The sequence below is a fragment of the Novacetimonas cocois genome, assembly GCF_003311635.1.
In the GTDB taxonomy this organism is placed as follows: Bacteria; Pseudomonadota; Alphaproteobacteria; order Acetobacterales; family Acetobacteraceae; genus Novacetimonas; species Novacetimonas cocois.
In genome coordinates, this window is sequence record NZ_QEXL01000009.1 from 71,441 (window position 1) to 88,143 (window position 16,703).

Below are 16,703 nucleotides of genomic sequence, written 5' to 3' on the forward strand. Positions count from 1 at the left end.
GTGTCCCACAGGGGCGCCCCCAAGGGTGGAGACGCTGCAGGACGGGGCATCGTTACCACTGATGCCCCGTCCTGCTGTCGGTTCAGCGTTACCTGCCTTTTTGTTCCCTGCCTTTTTCAAGGGCCGGCACCTCGATATCGATTTCCAGCATGGAAACCGACGTGCCGCGATCGACCTTGATCTGGACCTTGTCCTGATCGACGGGGATATGCTTCTTTATGACCTCCAGAATTTCGCTGTGCAGCGTGTTCAGGAGTTCGGATTCCGGGCCATCGGTGCCCGCGCGTTCATGCGCCAGCAGGATTTGCAACCGGTCCCGCGCCACGGGCGCGGAACTGCGGGAACGGCCGAAAAGGGTGTCAAGCAGGCCCATGATCATGATCTTCCCTTGAACAGCCAGCCAAACAGGCCGGTACGCTCAGTGGGTACGGTGACTTCAAGCTTTTCGCCCTCCAGGCGCCGCGCCGCTTCGGAATAGGCGCGGGCAGGGGCGCTCTGGGGGCTGGAAATCGTGACGGGGGAGCCAAGGTTGGAGGCCCGCAGCACTTCCTCGCTTTCGGGAATGATGCCCAGAAGCGGGATCGACAGGATTTCCAGCACGTCCTCGGTGCGGAGCATTTCCCCACGTGCCGCGCGACCGGGGTCATAGCGTGTCACCAGCAGGTATTTGTCGATCTTGCCGCCGCCCTTGGCCTTTTCGGTCGTGCTGTCGAGCATCCCGATGATGCGGTCGCTGTCACGGACGGAGGAGACTTCGGGGTTGGCGACCACGACGGCGCAGTCGGCATGATACATCGCCAGCTGCGCGCCGCGTTCGATGCCCGCCGGGCTGTCGCAGATGATCCAGTCGAATTTCTCGCGCAGTTCGCCGATCACCTTGGCGACGCCTTCGGCTGTCAGGGCGTCCTTGTCGCGCGTCTGGGAGGCGGGCAGGATGGACAGCGTCTCGATCCGCTTGTCGCGGATCAGGGCCTGCGACAGTTTCGCGTCGCCCTGTATGACGTTGATGAGGTCATACACGACCCGGCGTTCCGCCCCCATGACGAGGTCGAGGTTACGCAGCCCGACGTCGAAATCGACCACAACCACATTCTGCCCTGTCTGTGCCAGCGCCGCGCCCAGTGCCGCGGTGGACGTTGTCTTGCCGACCCCGCCCTTTCCGGAGGTGACGACCAGCACTTTCGCCATTCTAGATTTTCCTTGTCCTGTGGTTTGTGTCCGCGACCGGGGGAACGGTAGGCCGGAACAGTTGAAATATCGTTGTCAATTAGTAAGGGGGCTGCGGGGGGGGATGCAACTGCCATACGGTAAAAACAGTATCTCAAATTCATCTTCTTTGTATGACAGCCATCCGCAGCGTGAGCGGTTGCACCACGATTGTGTCATTATTAAGCATCGCCTGCGACGGACTGCCCGACAGGCGGGGGTCGATATCCTCGGCCGTCATATAATATCCGTCGATCGCCAGAAGTTCCGCGCGCATGTCATGGGCAAAGATCCGTGCCTCGGGCTGTCCGTTCATGCCGGCGATCGCGCGCCCGCGCAGCGTGCCATAGACATGGATGGACCCGGCGGCGGTGACTTCCGCCCCGGACCCCACCGACCCGATGATGATGATGTCGCCATCGGGGTTCATGATCGTCTGGCCCGAACGGATCGGCTGCTCGAAAATCAGCGATGACCCCTGGATCCGTTCAGGCACGGGGACATGGTCCTCGGGGATTGTCACGGCGCCGGAGGCCCGTCCGCCATCCAGCCCCGCAGGCCACTGCCAGTGGGAGATCGCGGGGGTCGCGGGGTCTGCCCCCTCGATCGCGATGATGCGGATGCCGCGTTCGAGCAGGGCGGGATACAGCTTGCCTAGGCCCGGCTCATCCGGCCCGAGGAGCGAGAGGTCGAGGATGACGGGCTTGCTGGCGAAAAAGGCGGCGGAACGCGCGATCTGCGCATCAAGTCCGGCCATCCAGTCGGACAGGCCGGGTTCGGGGGACAGGACCAGCGCCAGAAAGGAACGGCCACGGGCGCGTATTTTCGGAAGGGAACGCAATTCGTCGGACAAAGTGGTTACAGCCTTCGTCTGCCTTGGGGATTCGTATGTCTGGGACCGGTGGGTTATCGTTTCTGCGTGCGCAATGTGCCAGAAAAAACCGGCCGAGGCCACGGCCCGTGATGATCCTTTGCCCAAGATGGGCTCGTGCGGCGCATGACACGATGTCGCGCCGCCATGCTCCCTGGGCGATGCAATGCGGTTTTGTTGACATGAAGGCTTGGCTAAGGGTGGGGCGATGCAATAAAGCGGATGCATGCGTATCCTCTATCATCTTCCCCTTTCACCCTATTCCCGCAAGGTCCGCCTTGCTCTGGGGGAAAAGCGACTGCCGTTCGAACTGAAGATGGAGCGGGTATGGGAACGTCGTCCCGACTACCTCGCGGTCAATCCGGCGGGCACCGTTCCCATGCTGGTGGAGGAGAACGGCCTGTCCATCCCCGATTCGTGGGTCATCTGCGAATATCTGGAGGAAGCCTATCCCGACACGCCGCTGCTGGGGCGCACGCTGGCGGAACGGGTGGAGGTGCGGCGCCTTGTCGTCTGGTTCGACGAGAAATTCGGCAACGAGGTTTCGCGCAACCTGCTCAATGAAAAGGTGATGAAGCGCATTTCCGGGCGTGGCAATCCCGATGGCGGGGCGCTGCGGGCGGGATACGCCAATATCCGTTTCCACCTGTCCTATATCGACTGGCTGGCGGAAACGCGGCAGTGGATGGCGGGTAACATGCTGTCGCTGGCGGATTTCGCGGCGGCGGCGCACCTGTCATGCCTCGATTTCATCGATGACGTGGCATGGGACAAGGCCCCGGCGGCCAAGGACTGGTACGCCCGGATCAAGAGCAGGCCGTGTTTCCGCACGCTGTTGCAGGATCGTGTCAGTGGCATGACGCCCCCCGCCCATTACGCCGACCTCGATTTCTGAGCGTCCCTGTGAACCGGGCTGACGCGCTGGACGCCGTGATCCTTGGGGCCGGGGCCGCCGGGATGATGGCGGCAGCGACCGCGGGGCAGGGGGGCTGTCGCGTCGCGGTGCTGGACCATGCGGCGCAGCCGGGGCGCAAGATCCTGATTTCGGGGGGCGGACGCTGCAATTTCACGCATCTGGATTCGGGGCCGGGCATGTTCCTGTCGGCCAATCCGCATTTCGCGAAATCCGCGCTGGCGCGTTATACGCCCGCCGATTTCCTTGAACTGGTAAAGCGCCATCGCATCGCGTGGCATGCCAAGACGCCGGGCCAGCTGTTCTGCGACCGTTCCGCCAGTGAAATCGTCGGGATGCTGGTGCGTGAATGCCAGCAGGGCAATGTGGCGATGCACCTGTCGAACCGCATCATTGCCGTGCGCCGCGATGCTGATGGCATTTTCGTGGTGGAGACGGACCGCATGGTCCTGCAGGCCCGCGCCATCGTGCTGGCGACGGGGGGACTGTCGATTCCCAAGCTGGGGGCGACGGGGCTGTCGCATGACGTGGCGCGTCGTTTCGGGCTGAAGATCGTGGAGCCCGCGCCCGCGCTGGTGCCCCTGACGTTCGGGCCGCGCGATCGCGAATGGATGACCGGGCTGGCGGGCGTTTCCATGGAAATCGGTGCGAAATGCCATGTGTCCCAGGGACGGCGCGGCCGCGACATCGTGTTTCGCGACGGGATGCTGTTTACCCATCGCGGCCTGTCCGGTCCCGCCATCCTGCAGGCATCTTCCTACTGGTCTCCGGGTGCGTCGCTGGATATCGACTGCCTGCCGGGACGCGACGCGGCGCGATGTCTGCGGGAACTGAAAAAGGCCCGACCCCGCATGGGAGGAGCGGCCATGCTGGCAAGCCTGCTGCCGCAGCGCCTGGCCCACCTGCTGGCCGCACACCACCTGCCCGATGGGCCGGTCGGGGAAATGCCCGACAGCGTGCTTGACGCGCTTGCGGGCCTGCTGTCGTCATGGCGTCTCATGCCGACCGGCAGCGAAGGATACGCCAAGGCGGAGGTCACGCGCGGCGGCATCGACACGGCCGGCCTGTCCTCCCAGACGATGGAGGCGCGTGATGTCCCCGGCCTGTTCGCGGTGGGCGAGGCGGTGGACGTGACTGGCTGGCTGGGCGGTCATAACTTCCAGTGGGCGTGGTCCAGCGGCCATGCGGCGGGACGGGCCCTAGCTGAACGGGCTCTGGCTGAACGGACCCTGGCTGAACGGCGCGACTGATGCTGTTCAGCACGCAGGGCTTCTTGCTGCTGTTCCTGCCGGTAGTGCTGTCGCTGTATTACCTGTGCGCGCCGTCGCGGCCGGCTCGGCAGTGGCTGGTGATTACGGCGTCGCTGGTGTTCTATGGCCTGTGGGACTGGCGTTTCGTGCCCTTTCTGGTGGGCATGACGGTGCTGAACTGGGTGCTGGCCTGCCTGTGGGGATGGACGCGACGCCGGGCGTGGCCGATCGCGGGGATTGTCCTCAATCTGGGCGTGCTGGTGTTTTTCAAGGACGCCAACTGGATTGCGAGCGTGCTTGCGGCTCTGCGCGGGCAGATGCACCAGCCGTGGGATATCGTCCTGCCGCTGGGATTGTCCTTTTTCGTGTTCCAGAAAATCTCCTACCTCGTGGATCTGCTGCGTGGGCAGGCACCGGTGTACGGGCTGGTGGACTTTCTTGAATTCGTGACATTCTTTCCGCAGCTGATCGCAGGGCCGATCGTGCGGCACAACGAAATCGTGCCCCAGTTCGCCAGCAGCCCGCGAAACGACGCGATGTGGGAAAACCTGTCGCGCGGGGCGATCCTGCTGCTGGTGGGGCTGGCGAAAAAGGCCGGGCTTGCCGATACGCTGGGCAGCATGTGCGACCCGGTCTTCGCCCTTGGCGCGCAGGGACATCTTCCGCCGACGGGACAGGCATGGCTGGCGGCGGTGGCCTATACGCTTCAGATCTATTTCGATTTTTCGGGGTATTCCGACATGGCGATCGGCATGGCGCTGATGTTCGGCCTGCGCCTGCCGTTCAATTTCGATGCGTCGTACCGGGCGGTTTCCATCCGTGATTTCTGGCGGCGGTGGCATATGACGCTGTCGCGGTTCCTGCGGGATTACATCTACATCCCGCTGGGGGGAAACCGGTGTGGCGCGGCGCGTCAGGCCACGAACGTGGTGGCGACGATGCTGCTGGCGGGGGCATGGCACGGGGCGGGCTGGACCTATCTGGCATGGGGCGGCGCGCATGGTGTGGCGCTGGCGATGGCGCATGCGTGGCGGCGACGCCAGCGCGCGATGCCCGCGCTGGCGGGATGGGTGCTGACCCTGTCGTTCGTCATGCTGTCATGGGTGATCTTCCGCGCCGCGGACATGCCAACGGCAGGGCGGATGTTCATGGCGCTGGCCGGGCTGGGCGGGCATGAACCCGTTGCGGCCGGGCATCATGGCATGGTGCTGCTGATCGCGGTGGCGGTCGCGCTGGCCGGTCCGTCCTCGCAACGCGCGATCCTGCGCGACATGCCGCCCGAACCGTGGGTCGCGGCTGGCGCGGGAATTGCCTTTGTCCTGCTGGTGCTGCTGATCGGGGGGCGCATTCCTGACCCGTTCATCTATTTCCAGTTCTGATGGCGCGATAATCGTCGCGCAAAAGGATGTATCAGCCGTAAAGCGTCCCTATATGTTACAGTTCACGGGACGTATCGCGGTGCGGCCCTTTCACGGAACATGACAGGCAGGCCCCGACCCCATGCACGACCCTACCCAAGACCTGTTCGGGGATATGCCTGACATGTCGCGTCCACAGGCCGCCCCTGCCTCTGGACAGGGGGAGGGGGGCGCGTCGCGGCATCGTCCGCTGGCCGATCGTCTCCGTCCCGAAACCCTGGGCGAGGTCGTGGGACAGGACCACCTGCTGGGACCGCAGGGCACGCTGAGCCTGATGCTGCGCAACCACAGCCTTGCCAGCCTTATCCTGTGGGGCGGTCCGGGCGTGGGCAAGACGACGATCGCGCGTCTGCTGGCCCATGCGGCGGGATTGCGTTTCGTGCAGATTTCGGCGGTTTTTTCTGGCGTAGCCGACCTCAAGCGCGTGTTCGAGGACGCAAGGCGCCGCGCCGCGCGGGGCGAGGGGACGCTTCTGTTCGTTGATGAAATCCACCGTTTCAACCGCGCGCAGCAGGATGGCTTCCTGCCGGTGGTGGAGGACGGGACCGTGGTCCTTGTGGGGGCGACGACGGAAAATCCGTCATTCGCGCTGAACGGGGCGCTGCTGTCGCGCTGTCAGGTGCTGGTGCTGCGCCGTCTGGACGACGCGGCGCTCGAACTGCTGTTGTGCCGTGCGGAGGCGGAGATCGGCCGCGCCCTGCCGCTGACGCCGCCCGCGCGCGCGACGCTGCGTGCAATGGCCGATGGCGACGGGCGCTACCTGCTGAACATGGTCGAGCAGATCCTGGCGCAGCCGGGGGATGACGTGTTCGACCCGCAGTCGCTTTCGCGGCTGCTGGCGAAACGCGCAGCGCTGTATGACAGGGACCGGGAGGAGCATTACAACCTGATTTCCGCGCTGCATAAATCCCTGCGCGGTTCGGACCCGGATGCCGGACTGTACTGGTTCGCCCGGATGCTCGAAGGGGGGGAGGACCCGCGCTACATCGCGCGTCGCCTGACGCGTTTCGCGGCGGAGGACGTGGGCATGGCCGACCCGCAGGCCCTGCCGCTGGCGGTCGCGGCGTGGGAGACATATGAACGCATGGGTTCGCCCGAAGGGGAGCTGGCGCTGGCGCAGCTGGTGGTCCATCTGGCGACCGCGCCGAAATCGAACGCGGTCTATGTCGCCTATGGCAAGGCGCGTCGCGCCGCCCGCGCCACCGGCAGCCTGATGCCGCCCGCCCATATCCTCAACGCACCGACGAAGCTGATGAAGGATATCGGCTATGGCCGGGGATATGAATACGACCACGATCAGGCCGAGGGTTTTTCGGGCCAGAACTATTTTCCCGACGGCATGCAGAGGCCGCAGTTCTACCGTCCGACGGGGCGCGGTCATGAACGTGAGGTCGCGCGACGTCTGGACAGTTGGAGCAGAGTGCGCGAAAGCCGTGGGTCATGAGTGTCGTGACCCTGAACGTCAGTGATGACGAAGCCGATATCCGCCTTGACCGCTGGTTCCGCCGGCATTACCCGCACCTGACGCAGGGGGCGTTGCAGAAGCTGTGCCGCACGGGACAGATCCGCGTGGATGGTCGTCGTGCGACCACCGCCACCCGGCTTGTCCCCGGACAGGCGGTGCGCGTGCCCCCCATCCCGCAGGCCAGCCGTCCCGCGCCCGTGACGCATAAGGCGCTGGATGAACGGCAGGTGCGCGAAATCCGCGCGATGGTCATCTACAGCGACGATCAGGTGATCGTCCTGAACAAGCCGGCGGGCATCGCGGTGCAGGGCGGGCCGGGGATTACGCACCATATCGACGGGCTGCTTGACGGATTGCGCGAACAGCCCGACGACCCGCGTCCGCGCCTTGTCCACCGTATCGACCGCGACACGTCGGGGCTGCTGCTGCTGGCGCGCACGCCCGGGGTTGCGGCAAAGCTTGCGGCGTCTTTTCGCACCCGCGACGTGCGCAAGGAATACTGGGCCGTGGCGGTGGGGCGTCCCACGCCCGCGTCGGGGGTGATCGACCAGCCCCTGTCCCGCCTTGGCGCAGGGGCCGGGGCGATCATGGTGGTGGCCGGACGACGCGACAAGGATGCGGTGCATGCCCTGTCGGAATACGAGGTTCTGGACGCGGCGGGACGGAAGCTGTCATGGTTGGCGCTGTCGCCGCTGACGGGGCGCACGCACCAGCTTCGCGTCCATTGCGAGGCCCTGGGGACCCCCATCCTCGGCGACCCGAAATATGGCGATGAGCGTGCCCATGTGGAGGGTTTCCCTGACCAGCTCCATCTTCACGCGCGCATGCTCGACATCCCGCATCCGGCTGGCGGCCGGCTGGTGGTTTCGGCGGACCTGCCGTCGCATATGAAGGATACCTTCCGCCAGCTTGGCTTTGTCGCACCTGCCGCGCCCGCGCCCCGGCGCACATGAAGGGCGGGTGGGGCAGGGCCCGCAACAGACAGGAAACGGGACTGAGGAATCATGGCATATAGCGCGAATTTACGCCGTGGCCTGCTGGTGTCCGCCGCCGCGATCGTGGTGGTGGCGGCGGGCGGCGCACTGGCCGTCCGAAGCCTTCTGGATCCGCAGGCGCTGCGCCTGCGCGCCATTGCCGCGATCGAACGCCAGACCGGGCGCGACGTCACGCTGGGCGCGGTGGAGGTGCATCTTTTCCCCGCTTCGGTCTCCGTGCGCGATATCGGCCTTGCGAACATGAAGGGGGGCGACACGGCGCAGATGTTCACCGCGCGGGCCATGGATGCCAGCGTGGACCTGATGGCGCTGCTGCATCATCGCATCCAGCTCGAGAACGTCACACTCGACCATCCGGTCGTGGCGCTGCAGCGCAATGCCGACGGGCAGGCGAACTGGCGCCTGACCCCCAACGGGCCACAGGCCAGCCATCCGGCCGCGACGCAGGCGGCGTCGGGCACGCCATGGACGGTGCAGCTTGGCAGCCTGCAGGTGCGTGACGCGACGGTGGGCTGGGACGACCGCCTGACGAATGTAAAGACGCAGCTTGCCCTCGCGCATGTCAATGTCAGCGGGCTTGGCGGAAGCCAGCCGGAATTCGACATCGCGGGCGGGCAGGGGGACGCGACCTTCACCCTGACGGGACATACGGGCGCGATTGCCCTGACGCAGGGGGCGCAGGACGGGCAGAAATGGCCGCTTCGCCTTAAGGCGGCCTTTCGCGATCATGGCAGTGACGCCGGACAGGTCACGGTGGACGGGACGCTGGCCAATCCCGACCGCATCAAAGGATACGACCTGAAGATCGACGGACAGATCGCGCGCCTGGGCGATCTGGCGCCGCTTCTGGCGGGATACGAACTGCCGGACGTCGCCAATGTGCGGCTGTCGACGCGCGTGGTCGATGGCAGTGCGCCGCAGGATACGAAGATCGTGCCGCAGGTCAGGTCGCTGCACCTTCAGACGGGCGCATTCGACGCGCGGCGGTATCTGGCGGGGCTGCAGGTCGGCAGTCTGGCGGTCGATGCCGCCGCCCCGAACGAGATGCTGACGATGAAGGGGGCCGGCAACTGGAACGGGCAGGACCTGAAGCTTGCGGCGTCGTTCGGTTCGCTGGAACAGGCGGAACATGCGCTGCTGACGCATCTTTCGGATTCGCTGCCGCTGTCGGTGGACCTGTCGGGCGCGCCGGGTTCGCTGCGTATCGCGGGCATGCTGGGCGGGACGCGCGCGGTGGTGAACGTCACGGGAAGTGCCGGTCATCTTGTGCTGCCCGATGGCGCGGCGCTCGATCATCTGGAGGCAACGACCCATCTGGTCAGCGAAGGCAACGGCGCGCGCTTTGCCCTGTCCGACCTCAATATCCGCAGCACGCAGCTTGCGCTGACCGGCACGCTGGACCTGACGATGCATGGCGGCCATGGCGGCGTGCCGCTGCTGGCGGGCGCGATCGATGCAAGCTGGCTTGACCTCGATGCCCTGCGCGGCCCCGTCACCCCGGCCAAGGCCGCGGAAAAAACCGCGCCGCCCCCATCGGACAACCGTATCGCGTTCGAACGCCTGCGTGACATCGACATGGACCTCAAGGTCAGCGTGGCGCAGATGGAGCTGGAGGGCGAGGCCTATCGACAGGCGCTGATGCAGATTGCCCTGCGTGACGGGCGGCTGAGCGTCGATCCGTTACAGGCATCTGGCACCGGGCGACGCATATCCGGTCATTTCGCCGTGGATGCGTCTGGTGACGTGCCGGTCGTTTCGGGCACCATCGGCACGCTGGTGCTGCCCGCGACATGGATCGAACAGCGCACCGGCATGCCCGTGGCGGTGCGTGGCGCGTTCCAGCTGGTGGGTGAAGGCAGCGCGCGTGGCCATACGACCGCCGAACTGCGCAGCACGCTGAGCGGACACATGGGGGCGTCCATCGTCAATGGCACGATTGACGGGGCGGCGCTGGGATCGCTGCTGGGCAATGTGGCACATGGCCTGACGGGTTCGGGGGCGCTTCCGCTGCGCTGTTTCGGGCTTCACATGGACATGGCGAACGGACAGGCGAAGGTCGATACCATCGGGCTTCAGACCTCCGTCCTCAGCATGACCGGAAGCGGCACCGTGGGGCTGGCGTCCTATGCGCTGGATCTGCATCTGCTGCCGCAGGTGCTGGTTGGCGGGACCGGGGCGTCGATCCCGGTGCAGGTGGGCGGCAGCCTGTCGGCGCCGCGTCCGCGCATGGATGCGAAAGCGGACGGACGGTACGCCATCGGCCTGCTGCTGGGTGGTTCCTCCGGGAACGGCACGGTTGTCGATCCCTGTCCCGCGACGCTGAAGGCCGCGCGTGAAGGACAGGCCGGCCCCGAACCCACGGGGTCCATGCCGAAGGTTTCCACTGACGCCAGCACCCTTGCGCGCGACAATCCCAAGGCTGCGGCCAAGATCGGCAAGGCGAAGGACGTGCTCAAGGGACTGGGGCTGATACATTGACGCACGATACGGATGCGGGGCCTGCCACGCCCCCGGCAAAGGATGCGCGGCGGCGGTTCTGGGATACGGTTGATGTCGTGGAACAGGATGGCGGTTACGTGGTGCATCTGGACGGTCGTCCGGTGCGCCTGCCCGGCAAGGCGCTGCTGTGGGTGAAAAGCCATGCGCTGGCGCAGGCGCTGGCGCGGGAATGGGCGGCGGCGGGGCAGGGCGCGAAAGGCGGCCTGTTCACGCCGGCGGACCTGCCGCTGACCCGGATCGCGGGGACGATGATCGAACGCATCGCCCCGGATCGCGAGGCCACGGTCGATGCCCTGTTGCGATATGCCGATGGGGAACTGCTGTGTTACCGCGCGACCCATCCCGCGACCCTGTGCGAACGCCAGGCGGCGCAGTGGACGCCATGGGTGGACTGGCTGCGTGAACGTCATGGCATCACGTTGCGCACGACGCAGGGGGTCATGCCCATCAGCCAGAGCCCGCAGGCGATGGAAGGGCTGGCGGCACTGCTGCGGGGATATGACGATGCGACACTCGCCGCGCTGGGCGTCATCGTGCCTGCGATGAAAAGCATCGTGCTGGGGATCGCGGTTGTCACGGGGGCGATCGACGCCCGCAGGGCAGCGCAGGTCGCGACGCTGGATGAACGCACGCAGATGGAAATATGGGGACGCGACGCACAGCAGGAGGCCATGCTGGCGCTGCTGGAGCGTGAGGTGGTCGAGGGCTGGACCTTCCTCGACCTTGCCCGCAAGGGATAGGCGCGCTGCCTGGAAACAGCCTGTTGATGAAAAGTAAAAGTTTTTGGGTGCCGTCTTTTTTTAAAAGGCGGCGTCTTTCGAAGCTTTTTGAAAAAAGCTTCACCAAAAACTTTTATAATTTCAGACTGTTGTTGGGGTGCTGCGGGATGCCTCTGTCCGTAAACGGTTACGGACAGAGACCGGTTTTCAGGGGACGAGGACGCTGACGGCCGCCGTGCAGGCGATGCCTTCCTCGCGACCGGTAAAGCCGAGCCGTTCGGAGGTCGTCGCCTTGACCGAAATACGATCCACCCCGACCTGCAGCAGTTCGGCAAGGCGTTCGCGCATTGCCTGCGCGTGGGGGCCGATCTTGGGCCGTTCGCAGATAAGGGTCAGGTCGGCGTTGATGAGCATCCCGCCGCGCGCGCGGATGCGTTCGCCCGCATGGACCAGGAACCGCGCGCTGTCGGCGTCCTTCCATTCGTTCTGGCTGGGGGGGAAATGGCGGCCGATGTCCCCTTCGGCCAGCGCGCCGTAAATCGCGTCGCACAGGGCATGGATGCCGACATCGGCGTCCGAATGTCCCGCAAGCCCGCGCGTATGCGGCACGGTGATGCCGCACAGGATCAGCGGGCGGTTTTCGGCAAAGGCATGCACGTCATACCCCAGCCCCATGCGCGGCAGCAGGGTCGGGCCGATCAGGCGTTCCAGTCGCACCAGATCCTCCTTGTAGGTCAGTTTGATGTTGTCTTCGGATCCCGCGACGATCGCCACGTGATGGCCCGCGGTTTCCAGAAGCGCCGCGTCGTCGGTCGCATCGGACGCCGCCGCCCCGCGATGCAGGTCGCGCAGCAGATCGAAACGGAAGCCCTGCGGCGTCTGGGCGCGGTAAAGGTCGGTCCGGGGCACCGTATCGGTGATGATGCCGTCATGGGCGCGCTTGATGGTGTCGGCCACGGGCACACCCGGAATGACGCCCGCATGCGTGCCCAGCGCGTCGATCACCGCGCGCGTCACGTCGGCAGGGACATAGGGGCGCGCGCCGTCATGGATCAGCACCAGATCCGGCCGCTGGTCCGCCGGCAGCCGGTCGAGTGCCTCCAGCCCGGCGCTGACGCTGGCCTGTCGCGTCTCCCCGCCCGGCACGGCGGCCAGCACGGCGCAGCCGTCCGGCGCAAGGCCCGACAGCGCATCGTCCAGCGCGGCGCGATCGCCCACCGGCTGGAGGATCTGGACATGCGGAACGAGGGCATCCGCGGCATGGCGGATGACGGGCCTGCCGCCGAGCGTCAGATACTGCTTGGCGACAGGGGACGCGGACTGGGCGCTGAAACGGCGGCCCTGGCCTGCGGCAAGGAGGATGGCTGCAACACGCATGGTCGGCAGGAATGCGGCCATGTCGGCCCCACGTCAAGCATCCACGCGTCATGGCCGCCAATTTCGTTCCCGATGCGCATTATCATCAATTGCGTGATGGAAACGGAAAAGGTATTCTGCCTAAATCATAAGCATTGTGATACAGGAACGGCGGGACCACCCCGACCGGTGACGGCTGGCGTGGCCCCTGCCGAAATGGTAGGGCACGGCCCGGGAAAGCGGATTTTCGGGAAAGCGGGTTTTTTTGATGTCATCTGAACTGTTGCCTCCAATCGATCTGGGACGCGGGATCAGGCTGGACGTGCCGGTCATCCTGGCGCCCATGTCCGGCGTGACCGACCTGCCGTTCCGTCGTCTGGCGCGGCGTCTGGGCGCGGGACTGGTGGTATCGGAAATGATCGCGTCATGGGCGATGGTGCGTGAAAACAGCAATACCCTGCGCATGGCGGAGGTCGCGGGCGACGGCCTGAACGCGGTGCAGCTTGCAGGATGCGATCCCGATGCCATGGCGCAGGCCGCGCGGATCGCCGTCGATCGCGGGGCCAACCTGATCGACATCAATTTCGGCTGCCCGGTCAAGAAGGTGGCGGTGGGACAGCAGGCGGGATCCGCCCTGATGCGTGACGAGGCCCTTGCCGCGCGGCTGCTGGCCACCGTGGTCCGCGCGGTGGACGTTCCGGTGACGCTCAAGATGCGCATGGGCTGGGACCACAACAGCCTCAACGCCCCGACGCTGGCGCGCATCGCGCAGGAGGCGGGCATCCGCATGGTGACTGTCCACGGCCGCACCCGGCAGCAGTTCTATAACGGCACGGCGGACTGGCGTTTCGTACGCACGGTGAAGGAGGCGATAGACCTGCCGGTGATCGTCAATGGCGACATCCTGACGGTGGGCGACGCGCGTGAGGCGCTGGCACAGTCGGGCGCGGACGGCGTGATGATCGGGCGCGGCTGCTATGGCCGGCCGTGGTTCCCCGCGCAGGTGGGCGCGGCGCTGACGCAGGGCGTGATGGTGGCGGAACCCGACCTGCCGACCGAAAAATCGATCGTCCTTGAACACTATAACATGATGATCGAACATTTCGGCGCCCATCCGGGCCTGCGCCTCGCGCGCAAGCACGTGTCATGGTATTCCGCCGGCCTGCCGGATTCGGCGGGTTTCCGCGCGGCGATCAACCGCGTCGATACGGTGGAAACCGCGCTGGGCATGATCGGGGAATTCTATGACCGCCAGATCGCGGCAGGCCATGTGCGCGGGCCGCGGCCATCGACCACGGGTGCCGACGCCGGGCCGAGCGCGCGCGCGGCATGAGGGAACTGCCGTCAGGGACAGGCGGCCATGCTGCGTGCTCGCCCGAGACCGTGACGGGCAACGGGCGTCTCCTCCTTGATGCGCTGCCGCTGCCTGTCGTGCTGGTGGGCGAAGGAATGGCGATCCGGTACGTCAATGCGGCGGCCGAACCGTTCTTCGGCATGTCGCGCGTCCACCTTGTACAGATGCGCCTGACCGACATCATGCCGGCGGACCATCCCGTCTTCCTGCTTGTGGCGCAGGTGCGCGACCACGGGCAGACCGTGGTGGAACATGAAGTCACGCTGGAGGGCCCCCGCCTGCATCGCGAGGGTGTCACCGTGCAGGGCGCGCCCCTGATGGAGGAGCCGGGTTCCGTCGTGCTGACGTTCCATGATTCCTCCGCCGCGCGGGTGCTGGACCGGCAGCTGACGTTCCGTTCCGCCGCGCGCAGCGTCGCGGGGATGGCCGCCATCCTGGCGCATGAGGTCAAGAACCCGCTTTCGGGCATCCGTGGCGCGGCACAGCTGCTGGAAAGTTCCGTGGGGGAGGCCGACCGCGAGCTTGCCGTCCTGATCCAGGACGAGGTGAACCGCATCCGCGACCTTGTGGACCGGATGGACATGTTCAGCGACAAGCCGATCGAGCGGCGTCCCGTCAATATCCATCGTGTCCTTGAGCATGTCCGCCGCCTGGCGCAGCAGGGTTTCGCCGCCGATATCCGTTTCGAGGAGGTCTATGACCCCTCGCTCCCGCCTGTCTGGGGCAATCGCGACCAGCTGGTGCAGGTGCTGCTCAACCTCGTCAAGAACGCGGCGGAGGCCCTGCATGGTCCGGACGCGACCCCCGACGCGCAGATCACCCTGACGACGAGCTACCGTCCCGGCATCTGGGTTTCCACCGTGGGGGGCAGGCGGCGCGTGCAGCTGCCGCTGCTTGTCTCGGTGCGGGACAACGGGCCGGGCATTCCCGAAAACATCCGTCCGCACCTGTTTGAACCCTTCCTGACGACAAAGGCCAGTGGCAGCGGGCTCGGGCTGGCGCTAGCCGGAAAGATCGTGGGCGACCACGGGGGCGTCATAGAGATCGAAAGCCGCCCCCGGCATACCGAGGTGCTGCTGCACCTGCCGGTGGTGTCCGAAGACCGCGACATGCCATAGGGCGCCGTCGCATCCCGATACAGGCCGTTTCCATCCATCCCCGGGAACATGGGCCTTCAGCAAGCAGAAAGATTGTAAAGCCGTCATGTCGCTGCCGACTATCCTTGTTGCCGATGACGACCGTTCCATCCGCACCGTACTCAGCCAGGCGCTGGGGCGTGCCGGATATCAGGTCCGCGCCACCGCGCATGCCTCCACCCTGTGGCAGTGGGTGGAGGAAGGGGAGGGCGACCTGGTCATTACCGACGTCGTGATGCCCGATCAGAACGGGCTGGACCTGATCCCGCGCATCCGCCGGGTGCGGCCCGACCTGCGCGTCGTGGTGATGAGCGCGCAGTCCACGCTGACGACGGCGGTGCAGGCGACGCAGCGCGGGGCGTTCGAATACCTGCCCAAGCCCTTTGACCTCAAGGAGGTGCTGGCGGTGGTGGCGCGCGCGCTGGCGACGCCTGCGACCGTCCTGCCCGCCCCGGCCCCGGCGCAGCCGGAAGAGCAGATGCCGCTGATCGGCCGTTCGGTGGTGATGCAGGACATCTATCGCATCATCGCGCGGCTGACGACGTCGGACCTGACGGTGATGATCACGGGCGAAAGTGGTACGGGAAAGGAACTGGTGGCCCGGGCGCTGCATGAATACGGCCGCCGCAGGTCGGGCCCGTTCGTCGCGATCAACATGGCCGCCGTGCCGCGCGACCTGATCGAAAGCGAACTGTTCGGGCATGAGCGCGGCGCGTTCGCCGGCGCGACCAGCCGCGTCGCCGGGCGTTTTGAACAGGCGGCGGGCGGCACGCTGTTCCTTGATGAAATCGGCGACATGCCGCCAGAGGCGCAGACGCGCCTTCTGCGCGTGCTGCAGGACGGGGAGTTCACCACGGTGGGCGGCGTGCACCCGGTGCGCGCGGACGTGCGCATCATCGCCGCCACCCACCGCGACCTGCGTCAGGCGATCAAGGCGGGCACCTTCCGCGAGGACCTGTATTACCGCCTCAACGTCGTGCCGATGCGCCTGCCGCCGCTGCGCGAACGGACGGAGGACATTCCCCTGCTGGCGCGGCATTTCCTCAATGCCTGTCAGGAGAACGGCGCGCCAGCCAAGATGCTGGACGAGGCGGCGATCGCGCCGCTGCAGGCCTATCGCTGGCCCGGTAACGTGCGTGAACTTGAAAACCTGATGCGCAGGCTCAGCGCCCTTTACCCGCAGGAGACGCTGGGCGCGGACCTGGTCGAGCATGAACTGGCGGAGGCGCAGGCCATGTCCACCCCGGTGGCGGAGGTCGCGGCCCGCGAGACCGAGACGCTGTCGGACGCGGTGGCACGCCATCTCCGGCATTTCCTTGAAACGGGACAGGACGGCATGCCGCTCAATGACATCTATGACAGGGTGATCGCGGAGGTCGAACGCCCCCTCATCAGCATGACCCTGTCGGCCACGCGGGGAAACCAGATCCGGGCGGCGGCGATGCTGGGCCTGAACCGCAACACGCTGCGCAAGAAGATACGCGATCTGGATATCCCCGTCGTGCGCGGTGGTGGCTGAGC

At 66.1% G+C, this 16,703-nt stretch carries 14 protein-coding genes; 10 read left to right on the plus strand and 4 right to left on the minus strand.

Features of this window, described 5'->3' with window-relative positions:
• Positions 1 to 88: 88 nt before the first annotated feature.
• The 3 genes from minE to minC all read right to left on the minus strand — a co-directional run bounded on the left by minE (position 89) and on the right by minC (position 2,059).
• The gene (gene minE, locus NJLHNGOC_RS08085; RefSeq protein ID WP_113595922.1) at positions 89 to 373 is read right to left on the minus strand and encodes a cell division topological specificity factor MinE; all 285 of its coding nucleotides are present in this window, start codon (positions 371 to 373) and stop codon (positions 89 to 91) included.
• A gap of 2 nt (positions 374 to 375) precedes the next feature.
• Positions 376 to 1,188, minus strand: a complete 813-nt coding sequence (gene minD, locus NJLHNGOC_RS08090; RefSeq protein ID WP_113595923.1) for a septum site-determining protein MinD — start codon at positions 1,186 to 1,188, stop codon at positions 376 to 378.
• Positions 1,189 to 1,327: 139 nt separating this feature from the next.
• The gene (gene minC, locus NJLHNGOC_RS08095; protein ID WP_113595924.1) at positions 1,328 to 2,059 is read right to left on the minus strand and encodes a septum site-determining protein MinC; all 732 of its coding nucleotides are present in this window, start codon (positions 2,057 to 2,059) and stop codon (positions 1,328 to 1,330) included.
• A 244-nt stretch (positions 2,060 to 2,303) separates the two neighbouring features.
• Between minC and fzlA the strand changes: the two genes are divergently transcribed.
• The 7 genes from fzlA (at position 2,304) to NJLHNGOC_RS08130 (ending at position 11,357) form a co-directional block, all read left to right on the plus strand.
• Positions 2,304 to 2,972: an FtsZ-binding protein FzlA gene (fzlA, locus tag NJLHNGOC_RS08100; protein ID WP_110526747.1), complete on the plus strand. Its 669-nt coding sequence runs from the start codon at positions 2,304 to 2,306 to the stop codon at positions 2,970 to 2,972.
• Positions 2,973 to 2,980: 8 nt separating this feature from the next.
• Positions 2,981 to 4,240, plus strand: a complete 1,260-nt coding sequence (locus NJLHNGOC_RS08105) for a BaiN/RdsA family NAD(P)/FAD-dependent oxidoreductase (protein WP_113595925.1) — start codon at positions 2,981 to 2,983, stop codon at positions 4,238 to 4,240.
• On the plus strand, positions 4,240 to 5,619 hold the full coding sequence (locus NJLHNGOC_RS08110; RefSeq protein WP_113595926.1) for an MBOAT family O-acyltransferase: 1,380 nt from the start codon (positions 4,240 to 4,242) through the stop codon (positions 5,617 to 5,619). The genes NJLHNGOC_RS08105 and NJLHNGOC_RS08110 overlap by 1 nt, the downstream gene beginning before the upstream one ends.
• A gap of 121 nt (positions 5,620 to 5,740) precedes the next feature.
• The gene (locus NJLHNGOC_RS08115) at positions 5,741 to 7,102 is read left to right on the plus strand and encodes a replication-associated recombination protein A (RefSeq protein ID WP_113595927.1); all 1,362 of its coding nucleotides are present in this window, start codon (positions 5,741 to 5,743) and stop codon (positions 7,100 to 7,102) included.
• Complete coding sequence (locus NJLHNGOC_RS08120) at positions 7,099 to 8,076, plus strand: RluA family pseudouridine synthase (RefSeq protein ID WP_113595928.1); 978 nt, start codon at positions 7,099 to 7,101, stop codon at positions 8,074 to 8,076. Before NJLHNGOC_RS08115 ends, NJLHNGOC_RS08120 begins: the two co-directional genes overlap by 4 nt.
• A 51-nt stretch (positions 8,077 to 8,127) precedes the next feature.
• Entirely contained in the window at positions 8,128 to 10,596 is a 2,469-nt protein-coding gene (locus NJLHNGOC_RS08125; protein ID WP_113595929.1) for an AsmA family protein, read from the plus strand.
• Complete coding sequence (locus tag NJLHNGOC_RS08130; RefSeq protein ID WP_113595930.1) at positions 10,593 to 11,357, plus strand: ATP12 family chaperone protein; 765 nt, start codon at positions 10,593 to 10,595, stop codon at positions 11,355 to 11,357. Before NJLHNGOC_RS08125 ends, NJLHNGOC_RS08130 begins: the two co-directional genes overlap by 4 nt.
• Before the next feature lie 186 nt (positions 11,358 to 11,543).
• Here NJLHNGOC_RS08130 and ispF read toward each other — a convergent pair whose 3' ends face one another.
• Positions 11,544 to 12,713, minus strand: a complete 1,170-nt coding sequence (ispF, locus tag NJLHNGOC_RS08135) for a 2-C-methyl-D-erythritol 2,4-cyclodiphosphate synthase (RefSeq protein WP_113595985.1) — start codon at positions 12,711 to 12,713, stop codon at positions 11,544 to 11,546.
• A 247-nt stretch (positions 12,714 to 12,960) separates the two neighbouring features.
• Here ispF and dusB point away from each other — a divergent pair, with 247 nt between their 5' ends.
• From dusB to ntrC, 3 genes are all read left to right on the plus strand, one after another.
• The gene (gene dusB, locus NJLHNGOC_RS08140; protein ID WP_113595931.1) at positions 12,961 to 14,025 is read left to right on the plus strand and encodes a tRNA dihydrouridine synthase DusB; all 1,065 of its coding nucleotides are present in this window, start codon (positions 12,961 to 12,963) and stop codon (positions 14,023 to 14,025) included.
• On the plus strand, positions 14,022 to 15,164 hold the full coding sequence (locus tag NJLHNGOC_RS08145) for a two-component system sensor histidine kinase NtrB (protein WP_113595932.1): 1,143 nt from the start codon (positions 14,022 to 14,024) through the stop codon (positions 15,162 to 15,164). Before dusB ends, NJLHNGOC_RS08145 begins: the two co-directional genes overlap by 4 nt.
• Before the next feature lie 85 nt (positions 15,165 to 15,249).
• Complete coding sequence (ntrC, locus tag NJLHNGOC_RS08150) at positions 15,250 to 16,701, plus strand: nitrogen regulation protein NR(I) (RefSeq protein WP_113595933.1); 1,452 nt, start codon at positions 15,250 to 15,252, stop codon at positions 16,699 to 16,701.
• Positions 16,702 to 16,703 lie beyond the last annotated feature (2 nt).